18 protein-coding genes are annotated in these 13,350 nt (G+C 62.3%); 12 read left to right on the plus strand and 6 right to left on the minus strand.

Going from position 1 to position 13,350, the window contains the following annotated elements:
• Nucleotides 1-5 precede the first annotated feature (5 nt).
• Together CXQ82_RS12415 and CXQ82_RS12420 are read left to right on the plus strand one after the other, a co-directional pair.
• Nucleotides 6-701, plus strand: coding sequence for a fumarylacetoacetate hydrolase family protein (locus tag CXQ82_RS12415; RefSeq protein WP_101269293.1), 696 nt, complete (start codon nt 6-8; stop codon nt 699-701).
• Nucleotides 702-751: 50 nt separating this feature from the next.
• Nucleotides 752-1,657, plus strand: a complete 906-nt coding sequence (locus CXQ82_RS12420; protein ID WP_101269296.1) for a response regulator transcription factor — start codon at nt 752-754, stop codon at nt 1,655-1,657.
• Nucleotides 1,658-1,971: 314 nt separating this feature from the next.
• Here the strand turns inward: CXQ82_RS12420 and CXQ82_RS12425 are convergent, their stop codons facing one another.
• Entirely contained in the window at nt 1,972-2,916 is a 945-nt protein-coding gene (locus CXQ82_RS12425) for a diguanylate cyclase (protein WP_101269298.1), read from the minus strand.
• Between the two features lie 244 nt (nt 2,917-3,160).
• Between CXQ82_RS12425 and CXQ82_RS12430 the strand changes: the two genes are divergently transcribed.
• Nucleotides 3,161-3,409, plus strand: a complete 249-nt coding sequence (locus CXQ82_RS12430; protein WP_101273773.1) for a DUF1652 domain-containing protein — start codon at nt 3,161-3,163, stop codon at nt 3,407-3,409.
• Here the strand turns inward: CXQ82_RS12430 and CXQ82_RS31420 are convergent.
• On the minus strand, nt 3,406-3,546 hold the full coding sequence (locus tag CXQ82_RS31420; protein ID WP_177409901.1) for a hypothetical protein: 141 nt from the start codon (nt 3,544-3,546) through the stop codon (nt 3,406-3,408). The genes CXQ82_RS12430 and CXQ82_RS31420 overlap by 4 nt on opposite strands.
• 223 nt (nt 3,547-3,769) lie before the next feature.
• Here CXQ82_RS31420 and CXQ82_RS12435 point away from each other — a divergent pair, with 223 nt between their 5' ends.
• The 5 genes from CXQ82_RS12435 (at nt 3,770) to CXQ82_RS12455 (ending at nt 6,606) form a co-directional block, all read left to right on the plus strand.
• Nucleotides 3,770-4,081, plus strand: a complete 312-nt coding sequence (locus tag CXQ82_RS12435; protein ID WP_101269300.1) for a YXWGXW repeat-containing protein — start codon at nt 3,770-3,772, stop codon at nt 4,079-4,081.
• Between the two features lie 29 nt (nt 4,082-4,110).
• Nucleotides 4,111-4,689 (plus strand): RNA polymerase sigma factor, encoded by a 579-nt coding sequence (locus tag CXQ82_RS12440; protein WP_101269302.1) that lies wholly within the window; start codon nt 4,111-4,113, stop codon nt 4,687-4,689.
• Nucleotides 4,686-5,111, plus strand: coding sequence for a hypothetical protein (locus CXQ82_RS12445; RefSeq protein WP_101269304.1), 426 nt, complete (start codon nt 4,686-4,688; stop codon nt 5,109-5,111). Before CXQ82_RS12440 ends, CXQ82_RS12445 begins: the two co-directional genes overlap by 4 nt.
• Nucleotides 5,108-5,581 (plus strand): periplasmic heavy metal sensor, encoded by a 474-nt coding sequence (locus CXQ82_RS12450; RefSeq protein ID WP_101269306.1) that lies wholly within the window; start codon nt 5,108-5,110, stop codon nt 5,579-5,581. Before CXQ82_RS12445 ends, CXQ82_RS12450 begins: the two co-directional genes overlap by 4 nt.
• Nucleotides 5,582-5,892: 311 nt before the next feature.
• A complete protein-coding gene (locus tag CXQ82_RS12455) occupies nt 5,893-6,606 on the plus strand; it encodes a transporter substrate-binding domain-containing protein (protein WP_101269308.1) in 714 nt (237 codons plus the stop codon).
• On the opposite strand, the gene CXQ82_RS12460 is transcribed toward CXQ82_RS12455, so the two are convergent.
• Nucleotides 6,592-6,954: an NUDIX hydrolase gene (locus CXQ82_RS12460; protein WP_101269310.1), complete on the minus strand. Its 363-nt coding sequence runs from the start codon at nt 6,952-6,954 to the stop codon at nt 6,592-6,594. The genes CXQ82_RS12455 and CXQ82_RS12460 overlap by 15 nt on opposite strands.
• A gap of 127 nt (nt 6,955-7,081) precedes the next feature.
• On the opposite strand from CXQ82_RS12460, the gene CXQ82_RS12465 reads away from it, so the two are divergent.
• The 3 genes from CXQ82_RS12465 to CXQ82_RS12475 all read left to right on the plus strand — a co-directional run bounded on the left by CXQ82_RS12465 (nt 7,082) and on the right by CXQ82_RS12475 (nt 10,555).
• Nucleotides 7,082-8,062, plus strand: coding sequence for a Gfo/Idh/MocA family protein (locus CXQ82_RS12465; protein ID WP_101269312.1), 981 nt, complete (start codon nt 7,082-7,084; stop codon nt 8,060-8,062).
• 22 nt (nt 8,063-8,084) lie between these two features.
• Entirely contained in the window at nt 8,085-8,714 is a 630-nt protein-coding gene (locus tag CXQ82_RS12470) for a ribonuclease T2 (protein WP_101269314.1), read from the plus strand.
• Nucleotides 8,715-8,866: 152 nt separating this feature from the next.
• Entirely contained in the window at nt 8,867-10,555 is a 1,689-nt protein-coding gene (locus CXQ82_RS12475) for a phospholipase D-like domain-containing protein (protein WP_101269316.1), read from the plus strand.
• On the opposite strand, the gene CXQ82_RS12480 is transcribed toward CXQ82_RS12475, so the two are convergent.
• Nucleotides 10,548-10,838: a TetR/AcrR family transcriptional regulator gene (locus tag CXQ82_RS12480; protein WP_101269319.1), complete on the minus strand. Its 291-nt coding sequence runs from the start codon at nt 10,836-10,838 to the stop codon at nt 10,548-10,550. The genes CXQ82_RS12475 and CXQ82_RS12480 overlap by 8 nt on opposite strands.
• 64 nt (nt 10,839-10,902) lie before the next feature.
• Nucleotides 10,903-11,745, minus strand: coding sequence for an alpha/beta fold hydrolase (locus CXQ82_RS12485; RefSeq protein WP_101269321.1), 843 nt, complete (start codon nt 11,743-11,745; stop codon nt 10,903-10,905).
• Between the two features lie 160 nt (nt 11,746-11,905).
• On the opposite strand from CXQ82_RS12485, the gene CXQ82_RS12490 reads away from it, so the two are divergent.
• The gene (locus CXQ82_RS12490; protein WP_101269324.1) at nt 11,906-12,493 is read left to right on the plus strand and encodes a LysE family translocator; all 588 of its coding nucleotides are present in this window, start codon (nt 11,906-11,908) and stop codon (nt 12,491-12,493) included.
• Here CXQ82_RS12490 and CXQ82_RS12495 read toward each other — a convergent pair.
• Nucleotides 12,435-13,322 (minus strand): AraC family transcriptional regulator, encoded by an 888-nt coding sequence (locus CXQ82_RS12495; RefSeq protein ID WP_101269326.1) that lies wholly within the window; start codon nt 13,320-13,322, stop codon nt 12,435-12,437. The genes CXQ82_RS12490 and CXQ82_RS12495 overlap by 59 nt on opposite strands.
• Nucleotides 13,323-13,350 lie beyond the last annotated feature (28 nt).

The following is a 13,350-nucleotide window of genomic DNA, read 5'->3' on the forward strand; positions in this document are numbered from 1 at the left end:
AGGCCATGACCGATTATGTATTCACCCCCGCGCCAACACCGTCCCTGGCAGTACAGGGCGGTGCTGCGCGTTTCCCCCTGCGCCGGGTGTTTTGCGTGGGCCGTAACTACAGCGAGCACGCCCGGGAAATGGGCCACGACCCTGACCGCGAGCCACCGTTCTTCTTTATGAAACCGGCAGACGCCGTGGTCCCGGCCTCGGGTGTGATCGCCTACCCACCGCTGACCGCCGACCTGCACCATGAAGTCGAACTGGTGGTAGCCATTGGCAAAGGCGGGGTGGATATCAGTGTTGAAGACGCGTTGTCCCACGTCTGGGGTTATGGCGTCGGTATCGACCTGACCCGTCGCGACCTGCAGGCCGAGGCGAAAAAGCTCTCACGCCCGTGGGACTGGGCCAAGGCGTTCGATGAGTCAGCGCCGACCACCGCACTGCAACCGGTGAGCGCCATCGGGCACCCCGCACGCGGGAAAATCTGGCTCAAGGTCAACGGCGAACAACGCCAGGTCGGTGACCTGGCCGACCTGATCTGGAATGTCAGCGAAGTGATCAGCTACGCCTCCCGATCGGTGGCGCTCAAACCCGGCGACCTGATCTTCACCGGCACCCCCGCCGGCGTCGGTGCGCTGCAACCGGGCGATGTGCTTAGCGCCGGCATCGACGGCGTCGGCGAGTTGAGTTTTACCCTCAGCCAGGCTTGAGGCTACAGTGGTGCCTTTCGATTCAGGCCCAGGCCACCCGAGAGAGCGCTATGCCAGGCACCCGCGTCACCACGTACGGCATGGAACAACGCAGCGACCGCCCCGACTTCTATATCCGCGACAAGCGCGGAAGGGCGGCGCTGACCAGCCCCCATCGCCATGAGTACTTCCAGATCCAGATCAACCTCGGCGGCGACACCGTGCAGCATATCGGTGGCGCCGTACGGCCGTTTCCGCGCAAAGCCCTGGCGTTTATCCTGCCCCATCGGCTGCATGTGATTCCCCATCCCGAGGATGGCGACTTCATGCTGATCAATTTCAGCCAGGCGTTTTTCCTGCCACAACTGACCTGCGACCCCCTGGACCTGGAAGACATTCCCATCGGCCAGGCGCCGGAGTTGTCGCCGTTTCGCTTCCAGGAACAGCTGGATTTCATCCTCGACGACGCGGCGTTCGACGAAGTGAAAACCTGGCTCGCGCATATGCGCGAGCTCGACGCCCACCGCACCTTCGGCGCCCGCGAGCGCCTCAAGGGTTACCTGTTTCAGTTGATCGGCCTGGTGTGTGAGCACTACGCCGAGCCGTTGCAGGCCTTCGCCGCCAACAATGCCACCCGACGCGGGCGCAAGGATGCCTTGGCGCGGGTGCAGGCGCATATCCGCGAGCATGTGCACGAGCCGACCCTTAACCTCACGGACACCGCGGCCGCGGCCTTCCTGTCCCCCAACTACCTGACCCACCTGTTGCGCAAGGAAACCGGCAAACCCTTTTCCCAACTGGTACTCGACCGGCGCATGCAACTGGCGCGTACGCTGTTGCTCAACAGCACGCAGATGATCGGTGTCATCGCGCATCGCTGCGGGTTTACCGATGAAGCGTACTTTTCCCGGTGTTTTCGCAAGGCCCATGGGCTGGCGCCGGGGCAGTTCCGGCGGCAGCAACATGGGGAGCCTTAGGGGCGGTCTCGAACTTCGCGATAGAGGTGCGAACTGTCGGAAGAGATCGGTCAATAACCACTTTTTATCAATGGATATATGCGCTTAGTTGCACCAAAAAGTGGCATTTATAACTCTCACTACCTTTAAAAATGTGTGGTTATTGAATGACTTACAGCGCTTTTAATCCGACGAAAGGATTAAAATAATCTTGTTCCGCCTTTTTACACTGGGTATTATTGCCGGGCGTTCACCTCCCACGGTTTATGCATTTTTAAATCCCAAGTTTCCATCAGCTACTTGGGATTTTTTTTGCCCGCGATTTGACCCCGACGTCAAACTTCATCCCCGGCAAACTCCGCGCGCATCCGCCCATTGCGTTTGGCCTGGTACAGCAACTTGTCGACCGCTTCGACAAATTCCAGCATGGGCTGGTCGGGGGTGACGGTTCGCGTACCCACGCCCAGGCTCAAGGTCAGCAGGTTCGAAACCGCCGAAAAACCATGCTCGATCTGCTGCTGGCGGATCAGATGCAGGCAGCGTCGCGCCACTTGCCGGGCTGACGCCGCATCGGTTTCCGGCAGCAACCACACAAACTCCTCACCGCCGATACGCGCAATGAAATCCCGTGGCCGGTTGGCCGCCTGCGACAAGGTGCGAGCTACCTGGCGCAGGCATTCGTCGCCTTTTATGTGCCCGTAGTGGTCGTTGTACTGCTTGAAAAAGTCGATATCGAGGATGATCAGCGACAATGGCAACTGGCTGCGCTGCGCACTGGCCCATTCGCGTTCCAGCACGGTGTCGAACATGCGCCGGTTGGCGATGCCGGTGAGGCCATCCTGGTAGGAATATTCCTCAAGTTGTTTTTGCAGACGCACCAGGTGTTCTTCGGTTTTCTTGCGCTCGCTGATATCGAACATAAAGCCAATCAGCGCCTCGACTTCACCGTCCTTGCGCACCACGTGCACCACGTCACGAATCCACACGTAGTCGCCCGTCACCGTCAGTGCGCGGTAATCGGCCTCGTGGTCCACGCCCGCGCGGGATTGCGACACGCAGAAATTCACCACGTATTCGCGGTCATCCGGGTGCATGCGTTCGACCCAGTCGTCCACCGTGACCCAGCTTTGCGGGGTCCAGCCCAGTAACGCCTCGATCTGCGGGCCGATATAGCTGAAGGTCATGGTCTGCCAGTCGATACGCCAGGGGATGGCCTTGGTCGACTCCAGCAGGGTTTTGTACACGTCACTGTCGGGCTGGCTCGGGGGCACGATGCTCATGGGGATGTTCGGGAAAATGGCGAATAGCCGAGAGCCTCTTTTGATCGGCGTGCGGAGTCAAGCCCCAGCCTGGGCAGCAGACGGGAGGTCGTTCGGTGGGTTTTCTGGCGTCAGCCAATCGGCGTTTTTGCGGCGAAATGAGGCGTGGTTGGCACTTTCGAGTAATAGTCCGAGCCCGCGCAAAAGCTCATCTACGCTGGGTGCATCACCACAACTGGGTGAGGCGCAGGGGAGGGTGCTGATCATGATGTCCATCGTCGAATTCAACCGCATCATGGCCTCGGGGTTCCTGCCGCTTGCATGCGATTGCACCGTGAACGGCGACGGCTCGTTGCGCATCAAGGTGTTCGAGCCGGTTTCCGGTCGCGTCGATTTGCTGCTGACCTGCGTGTCCCCCGAGGGTTTGGACAGCATCCGTTCCATCTCAAACCTGATCGGCGAACTGCGCACCGAGATCAAGGCCGGGCGCCGTGGGTTTGCGGCGGTAGGTTAGCCGTTGACGGTGGGGGTGGGTGTGTCGAGCGCACCGTAGTAACGCCAGCAGCAATGGCGGTGTTCCGGCAGGATCACACAACCGCTGAGGCTGACGATCAGCAAGGCGGCAACCAGCATGGTAAGGCGACGGTACATAGTGTTTCCTCTTGGGTTTACCTGCGTTAATCCTTCAACGCGGGCACCGGGCTGAATCCGTCGCGATGCTTTCAAACATTTCATCAAGCCCCGCCATCCCCTGAGCAATACTGCTCCCGAGTTCGGTTGGAAAAAATCTGCGCAGCCTGCGACGGGTTTTTCTACACGCGCCGTTCAACCCATCAGCAACCTGCACTTTCGCTCGTTGCATGAAGGAGTTGCCATGAAACCTCTGGCCACATTGCGTTTTGCCTTGCTAGCTCCGCTGGCCCTTGTTGCGTTTGTCAGCACCCCGGCATTTGCCCAGACCGAAATCATCATCCAGCAGGCGCCGCCACCGCAGCGCGTGGAGATGATCCCCGCCGAGCGCCCCGGCTACGCCTGGGACCGTGGGCATTGGCGCTGGGAAGGACGTGGCTACGCCTGGGTACCCGGCCACTGGCAGCCGGTGATGCGCAATGCGCGTTGGGAGCCGGGCCACTGGGAAGCCCATGGTCCGAACTGGTACTGGCGCGAAGGGCATTGGAACCGCTGAAACCTGACCTTTAGCCGAGAGTTGCCCGATTGAAAGAGACTGATCCGGACGTTGAGCTGTTGGCCCGTATCGGCAATAACGAACCTGCCGCCGTCAATGAAATGGTCACGCGCAAGCTCCCGCGTCTGCTCGCGCTTGCCAGTCGGCTATTGGGCGATGCCGACGAGGCCAAGGACGTGGCCCAGGAAAGTTTCCTGCGCATCTGGCGCCAGGCGGCCCACTGGCGAAGCGGCGAGGCGCGATTCGACACCTGGTTGCACCGGGTCGTGCTCAACCTGTGCCACGACCGCTTGCGCCGGCGCAAGGCGCGCCCGCTGACAGACGAGGAGGCGGCCGCGCTGGTGGACACCTCGCCCGGCGCCGAAGAGCAGTTAGACAGCCAGGACCGCAGTGATCGCATGGCCGCCGCGTTGGCGGCCTTGCCCGAACGCCAGCGCGAAGCCATCGTGCTGCAGTACTACCAGGAGCTGTCGAATATCGACGCCGCGGCCCTGATGAATATCAGCGTCGAGGCACTGGAGAGCCTGCTGTCGCGGGCCCGACGCCAGTTGCGCAGCCAACTTGCCGACACACCCGGGCTTGCCCGCCCAGGAAGGGGAAAACCATGACACCCGAACGTTTTGCTTACCTGGCCGACGCCTACGGGGCCGAGCTGCATCGCTGGCCTGCCGCTGAACAGGTCGCCGCCCAGGCGTTGCTCGACAGCGGTGATGTGCACGTGCGCGACGCCATGTCCGACGCGCGCTGGCTCGACGGCCAGTTGAACAGCCATCAACCGACTTTGGCGGATGCGGCCTTGATCCGCCAGGTACGTCAATCCTTCCCACGTTCATTCTGGTCACGCTATGCCAGCTGGTTATCGCCCGCCGGCCTGGTGGGCGTGGGCATTGCCGGGGTCGTCACCGGCACGCTGGTGGCGTCCATGAGCGTGCCGCTGCCGATGTTGTCATCCGAAGTGCTGCCCAGCGTCTTCGATCAGGGCGACGCCGAAGTCGTCTTTACCGTCAACGCCGAGGAAACCGAGCAATGATTGCCCAACCCCTGAAGCCGTGGTTGCTTGTTTCGGTACTGCTCAATGTGTTTTTGATCGGCGGGGTGGGAGGCGGTCTTTATCACTGGAAGACCAGTGCCGCGCCGGCCGAAGCGGTGGTCAACCAGCATGGGCTGCGCCAGGCCATGGTCAAGCTACCGCCCGAGCGTCGTAGAGAACTGCGCCAATTGCTGCGGCATAACCGAGCGGACAGCCAGCCGTTAGTCATGGCCGGGCGTGAAGCGCGCCTGGGGGTGATCAAGCAACTGGAGGCGCCGACCCTGGACCGCGATGTATTGGTGGCCGAGTTGGCCAAGGCCCGCGAGGCGGATGCGGCGCTGCGAGCGTTGGTGGATACGACGTTGGCACAGTTTGCCAGCGGGTTGCCACAGGAGGAGCGGCAGAAATTGGTGGAGGCGTTGTATACGCGAGGGCAGGCCAGGGCGGTGGGGGGGAAGCCGCGGTCTTGAGTTTTTTGCGCTGCGGCGAGGGGCTGAGTACACAAATGCCGCCCCGCCCCTGTGGCGAGGGAGCTTGCTCCCGTTGGGCTGCGAAGCGGCCCCAAAACCTGCGACCTGATTCTGTCTGGCAGTACGCTGTAGCATTCACTGGGGCTGCTGCGCAGCCCAACGGGAGCAAGCTTCCTCGCCACAGGGGGCGGAGCTCACTGCATGCGCCCTGCGCCTCGACTCGCTACAACAGCTTGGGTACCTTATGCACGGCGGCGTATTGCCGTTTTTGATCCGCAAGACCGTGCAACGGACCCGTCAAGGAGCGCTCGATGATTGACCCTCAGGTACTGCAACAACTCGCCCCGGAGGGTGTGCTGCGCGCGGCCATCAACTTCGGCAACCCGGTGCTCGCGCAACGCGGTGCGGGTGGGCAGCCCGAGGGTGTTTCCGTGGTGTTGGCCACGGCGCTGGCGCAGGAGTTGGGTGTGGCGCTGGAGTTGGTCACCTTCGAGGCGGCAGGCAAGGTGTTTTCCGCGCTGGCTGAAGACGTTTGGCGTGTGGCGTTCCTGGCGATTGAGCCGGTACGCGAGCAGGAGATTGCCTTCAGCGCGCCCTACGTGGCGATCAAGGGCACCTACCTGGTGCCGGCGGATTCGCCGCTGACCCAGGTGGCGCAACTGGACGCGCCCGGCAAGCGCATTGCCGTGGGCCAGGGCGCCGCCTATGACCTGTACCTGAGCCGCACGGTGCAACACGCCGAGCTGGTGCGCGCGCCGACGTCGGCAGCGGCGGTGGACTGGTTTATCGAGCAGGGCCTGGACGCCGCGGCAGGGGTGCGGGACTTTTTGCACACGCGAGTCACCGGGCAATGGCGCCTGGTCGACGATGACTTCATGACGATCCGCCAAGCCATGGCGGTTCCGGTGGCACATGCAGCCGCTGCCGCGTTCGTCAGGTCCTTTGTCGAACGGCAGAAAGAGAATGGCTTGGTAAAACGCGGGTTGGTCGAAAGTGGGCAGAGCGCGCAGTTACAGGCGCCGTAGAAAGGATTTGACGATGTGGCGGGTGGCGTCGGTGGTGTCCAGTTCGTCTACGGCGCCGTAGGCATGCCAGCGGCAATCGACGATCTCGTTGCAAGGCCGTGCATCGGCAATATTCACCACCGAGGCCTCGAACACATGGTGCACGGTGTCGCGCGCCTTGAGCTCCTGCAAGTAGAGCATGCCGTCCACGTTCAACCCGGTTTCTTCTTCCAGCTCGCGTTCGGCCGCGCCGACCGGGCGCTCGTCGCGTTCGACCTTGCCGCCTGGCAATGCCCATTTTGACCTGGCCTTGCGCACGAAGAGGATATGCCCCTCGTGTTCGCAAATGACCGTTGCGCGTATTTTCATCGTCTGTGCCCCCGCAGCGGGATGATTGTCATAAAAGTGTAATGCAATTGTCATGCTAAGTGGGTGTGGCGCGATGGAGTGGGGATGTGGATACTGCCCGACTGACCAAAATGTACGAGGAAAACAGATGAGCACCGTACGCTGGGGCATGATCGGTTGTGGCAGTGTCACTGAATTGAAGAGTGGACCCGCTTTCTACAAAGCGCCAGGCTCGGCCCTGGTGGCCGTGATGGGGCGCCGCGAGGAAGCCGTGCGCGATTATGCGGCGCGCCACGGCATCGCGCGTTTCTATACCGACGCCCAGGCGCTGATCAACGACCCCGAGGTGGACGCGGTGTACATCGCGACACCGCCCGCCAGCCACCTGGAATACAGCCTGATGGTGGCGGCCGCCGGCAAGCATTGCTGCGTCGAGAAGCCCATGTCGCTGAATGCCGAGCAGAGCGCGCTGATGCAGCGCACCTTCGAACGCGCCGGGCTGCACCTGTTTGTCTCCTATTACCGGCGCTCGCTGCCGCGCTTCCAGCAAGTGCGCGAGTGGCTGCAGGCCGGGCGCATCGGCAAGTTGCGCCACCTCACCTGGACCCTGTGCAAACCACCGGCCGCCGAGGATGCCAGCGCCGCCAATTGGCGCACCGACCCGGCCATCGCCGGCGGTGGCTACTTTGCCGACCTCGCCAGCCATGGTTTTGACCTGTTCCAGTACCTGGCCGGGGATATTGTCGAAGTGTCGGGTTTTACCGCGCGCCAGGCCGGGAAGTATGCGGCTGAAGACGCGGTGACGGCCTGCTGGACCTTCAGTTCGGGCGCGCTGGGCATGGGCTGCTGGAATTTTGTCGCGGACCGTCGGGAAGATCGGGTCGAGCTGATCGGCAGCCACGGGCGCATCCAGTTTTCGGTGTTCGAAGACCAACCGTTGCGCCTGGAAGCCGACACCGACGAAGTGCTGGAAGTGCCGTGCCACACGCATATCCAGTGGCATCATGTGTTGGCCATGAACGCGCATATTCGCGGTGAGGCCGAGCATCCTTCACTGGCGATCGAGGCGCTGAAGACCGATCGCATCCTCGACAAGGTGCTGCAACGTAACCCCAACCTGCCTGCGTAGTCAGTTCAAGGAAAGTAGCCGGATGAAATACTGGATGGTGATGTGGCTGGCGCTGGCCACCAGCGCAATGGCGGCCCCACGTAGCCAGGGCACACCAGGGGAATTTGATTTTTACCTGTTGTCGCTGTCGTGGTCGCCAACGTTTTGCCTGACGCACCCGGACAACGAGCAGTGTTCAGGCAAGGGCTACGGCTTTGTGTTGCACGGCTTGTGGCCGCAATACGCGAAGGGCGGGTGGCCGGCGTCGTGTGCGCCGCAGTCGCGCTTGTCTCGCGAAGAACTGGACAAAGGCGCGGCGCTGTTCCCGACGCGCTCACTGCTCAAGCATGAGTGGGCCAAGCACGGCACCTGCACGGGGCTTGAGCCGCTGGCTTATCTGGAGAAAACCGACACGGCGCTGGGCGTGGTTGCCATCCCGACGCAATTGCAGCCGTTCAACACGCCGCCATCGTTGCCGGCCAGCGAGATCGAGGCGTTATTTCGCCAAAGCAACCCGCGTATGGGCAACCATGGCCTGGCGGTGATCTGCAAAGGCCAAGTGCTGTCGGAGGTGCGTGTATGCCTGACCAAGGACCTGGCGTTTACCGGCTGCCCGCGCAGTGTGAAAAGCCAATGCCGCGCCGGTGAAATCCGCATCCCGGCCCAGCGCTAAGGCAGCATCGCCAGGCGATAGCGCTGGTCAAAATCCTCGGCCGAACACAGCCGTCTGCTAGGTATCGAAGCTATCGTGACGCAAGCACCAGTGGCTTGATGCGGCGCAGGCGCTAGACTCAACACACCGCCTGCCGGCAGAAGGGATATCGCTTGAGCGCCGATTTCGAGAGCAAGACCACGTTTCAAGGGCTGACCTTCAAGCTGTATCGCGGAGAGGGGGCCGCCTTGCTGGCATTTGACCTTGCGCCGGACCTGGCCACCGCCGATTTCGTCGGCTTCAGCATCGAGGTGCGCTACCCCGGTGCCGACCACTGGGGCGTACTGCACAACCGCCTGCACTTTGACTACCCACCCACGCCAGAGCGGCCGCGTACCTTTCCCTCCACCGAGGCGCCGTTCCAGAAATTCCGCTGGATCCATGTGCCCAGCGAGATCCTGCCGGGGCTGTTCCGTTACCGTGTCACTGCCTGCTATATGCAGGTCGATGGCACGCTGCGCAAGGGCGTCAGCGTGGAGGCGCAGGTGTCCCTCGAAGCGCAAACCATCAGTGGCTTTGTGAATATCGGCTTTACTCGTGGCTTTGCGTCGTCCCAGGCCTACGGCGATCGCTTCGACAATGAAACGCGCATCCTGCCGCCAGCGCGCTCAGCCCCCAGGGCCTACCTGGACCTGGACATGGCGCCCTTTGAACGCAACTACCATTGGCTGGGTTTCGAGGCGCGGCAATTGATTTTGCAGGTGCTGGAGCAAGTCGCCAGCGACCCCGGGCTGACCCTTGATGCGTTGATCTACGAAAGCAAGGAACCCGATATTCTGCGCCGCCTGGAGCAGCTCGGCCCACGCCTGCGCACGATCATCGACGACCATGGCGAGCAGGGCGTCGCCGACAGTTGCGAAAGCCTCAGTGCCGCGCGCTTGAGCGCCGCCGGCGCGCAGGTCAAGCGCCTGCATTTCTCCAGCCAGCAGCACAACAAAGTGTTGATCGTGCGCCGTGACGGCAAGGCGATCCGGGTGCTGGGCGGCTCCACCAACTTTGCCCTGCGCGGTCTGTATATCCAGGCCAATAACGTGCTGCTGTTTGACGATGAAAGCGTGGCCGGTAAATTCGGCGAAGTGTTCGACGCCTACTGGACCGCGCCCGCGGCGTTTCGCAAAAATCCGCTTTCGCAGCAATGGTGGGTGGTGCGCGACGAGCCCGGCTCCAAGGTGTCGCTGTGCTTTGCGCCGCATGCCGACAGCGCGCTGTCCCTGGACCCCATCGCGACCAGCATCGAGCAGGCCACCAGTTCCGTGTTGTACTCGATCGTGTTCCTCAACCTGATCAACGGCAAAGTGCGCACCGCACTGGATGAGTTGATGCAACGCGCATTGTTCTCCTACGGTGTGGCGCAGCGCGCCGGCAAGCTGGCAGTGCGCAAGCCGGACGGCTCGGTGGGGTTGCTGCCGTTCGCCTACCTGGCCAGCAACGCACCGGCGCCGTTCAAGGCCGAGTGGTCGGGCAATGCCGGGAACATGGTGCACAACAAGTTTGTCGTCACCGATTTCAACGGCGCCAACCCTACGGTGTACACCGGCTCATCCAACCTGGCCGGGGGCGGGGAGAAGAACAACGGCGACCACCTGATCCGTATCGAAGACCGCAAGATCGCCGTGGTGTATGCCATCGAGGCGTTGCGCCTGTTCGACCATTTCCACTTTCGCGTCAACGCCAGCCAACCCGGCGCGCTGCAAACCCTGCGCCTGGCCAAACCGCCGGCGCCGGGGGAAAAACCCTGGTTCGACGCCTATTACCGCCCCGGCCATGTGAAGGCGCGGGACCGCGAATTGTTCGTCAAGTAGGGCCGGGAGCGCCGTCCCCCCCTTGATGGAGCAGCGGCTTGAGCAAGTCGATCACTACCTGCGGATCGGTTTTGGCCAGGGTCTTGGCGATCACTTCGGTGAACAGCTGCTCCTTGGAGTCGAAGTAGCGGTTGATCAACATCACGGTCACCCCCGCACCCGCCGCGATTTCACTCAGCCCGGCGGCGTCATAGCCCGCCTGGGCAAACGCTTTGCGCGCGGACAACAAAATGGCGTCGCGGGTGACGACGGCGTCGCGCCGGCGTGGAATCGGGTTGGGCATTGGCATCCTGACCTGGCTGGAAACTGAAGGCGCGCCATAGCGGCGCGCCGACAGGGTACAGGGTCTATTTGCTATCGAGGAAGCCCAATACGGCGGCATTGAACAACGCCGGGTCTTGCAGGAAGGCAAAGTGGCTGGTGTTGGGCAAAATCAGCAGGCCGGCACCGGGAATCGTCGCGGCCATGTACTCGGTGTGCTCGCGCTTGATCGCTTCGTCATGGTCGCCATCGGCAATCAGGATCGGCGTCTTGATGCTCGCCAGTTGCGCATCCGTCCAGTTCGGTTGGCTGGCCCACATATGGCTGATCTGCTCCACAAACGCGTCGTACTCCTTGGGCGTCGGCGACAGCTTGGCGTACTCCTTGCCGGCGCGTTCGATAAAGGCGGCGAAGGTCGGATTTTTTTCCACGGCGTCCTTCACGCCGGCGGTCTGGGTGTTGGCGGCGAAGGCGAAAACCTTGCCGATACGGTCCGGGTGACGCAGGGCCAGGTCGATGCCGATGATGGCGCCGTCGCTCCAGCCGACAATATCGGCGCGGGGGATTTTCAGGCTGTCGAGCACGGCCACCACGTCATCGGCCATCAGGTCGTAGCCGTAGGGTTTTTCGTTGCGCGAACTGCGCCCGTGGCCACGGCTGTCGAGGGTGATCACCGTGTGCTTGGCCGACAAGGCCTTGACCTGGTTGCCCCAGTAGTCGGAGTTGGACAACCCGCCATGCAGCAGCACCACCGGCGAGCCATGGCCGGTTTGGGTGTAGTAGACCTTGATGCCGTTGACGGCGGCGTAGCCGGTTTTTGCGCCAGCCACCGGGGCAGGCGTCGGTGGCAGGGTTTCCCAGCGTTCAGCGGCCTGGGCCGCAGTGAAGGACAGCATCAGGCAGGCAACTGCCAAGAGGCGACGTGACATGGCGATTCCTTTTTGCAGTGATCAATCGAACAGTTGGTCGTGAACTCTAGCACCGGCGCCAGCCAGGTTTGTGGGCCCAGGGTGATTTTGTTCAATACCGTTTTGGATGGGTCTTATACCGTTCAAGCCTCTTTACGCAGCATCATAAAAAGGAACTGCAATGAGCTTGATCATTTCCATGGCCGCCTTCGCCTTGGCCACGTCCATTACGCCGGGACCGGTGAATGTGGTGGCGCTGAGTTCAGGTGCGCGCTTCGGCTTTGTCGCCAGCCAGAAACACGTGTTCGGCGCCGCCGTCGGCTTCACCTTGCTGCTGGTGCTGATCGGCCTGGGCTTGCATGAAGTGCTGCTGCGCTGGCCGCTATTGACCCAGTTGATCCAGTGGGGCGGGGTGGCTTTTTTACTCTACATGGCCTGGAAACTGGCCGTCGACGACGGCCGCCTGGACGCCGAGGGCACGGCCACGGCACCGTCGATGCTCTACGGCGCGATCATGCAGTGGCTCAACCCCAAGGCCTGGCTGGCTTGCGTGGCGGGGATGGGCTTGTTTGTAGCCGATGGCGACGCCGGGCAGGTATGGCTGTTTGCAGGCCTCTACCTGGTGATCTGCTACCTGTCGGTGGCGTGTTGGGCCTACGCCGGCACCTTTCTGCGCCGTTACCTGGGCAACCCTCAAGGCGTGCGGCTGTTCAACCGTTCAATGGCCGCGTTGCTGGTGGCCAGTGTGGGTTATTTGCTGATGGCTTGAGCCGGTCACGGTATTGCCCGGGCGTGGCGGCAAAATGCAGCTTGAAGGCACGCTGGAAATGCGCCTGGTCGGCAAAGCCGGCGGCCAGGGCCACATCCGCGATCAACTCGCCATTGCGCAATTGGCTGCGGGCAAACTGGATGCGCTGGTTGACCAGGAAGGCATGCGGCGTCAGCCCGCAATACCGCTTGAATGCGCGAATCAGATACGACGGCGATAGCTCGGCGGCCAGGCAGATATCCTCCAGCTTCAGGGCCTCGGTGCAGTGTTCGCGGATGTAGTCGGCGGCGCGCTCAAGCTTGTGGTTGACCTCACGCGGCGGGGTCGGCGATGGGTTCAGGCGCTGCTGGACCTCGCTGAAGTAAAGCACCAGCGCGCTCTGTTTCTGCAGCAGATCGGCCTGCTCATCCACCAGTAACCGGTACAACGCCAGCAAGCCGCTGTAGAGCGCCTTGTCCTGGGTGTAGGGCGTGTTGAACGGGCGGTAACCCTGGTCGGTGCTGAAGCCCAGTTGGTACTGCAAGTCGGTCAGCCACGGCGTATCGAGGTAGAGCATGTGGTAGGACCAATGCTCGTTTTCGATGGGGTTACAGGCATGCACATCGCCGGGGTTCATCAACACCACAGTGCCGGCGCCGATCTGGAAGGTCTCGGCGCCGTAGTGGTAATAGCTGCGTCCGGCGGTGATTGCACCGATGGAAAAATGCTCGTGGGCATGCCGGGTGTAAGTGACCTTGCGCCCGTCTTCGATGGTGCGCGCTTCAATGAACGGCAGGCGCTCGTCGCGCCAGAAGCGCGGCGAGGGGGATGCGGTGTTGTGCATTGACATGGCGGTGGGTCCATCCCTTGGCAGAACG

The sequence above is a fragment of the Pseudomonas sp. S09G 359 genome (genome assembly GCF_002843605.1).
Taxonomy (GTDB): domain Bacteria; phylum Pseudomonadota; class Gammaproteobacteria; order Pseudomonadales; family Pseudomonadaceae; genus Aquipseudomonas.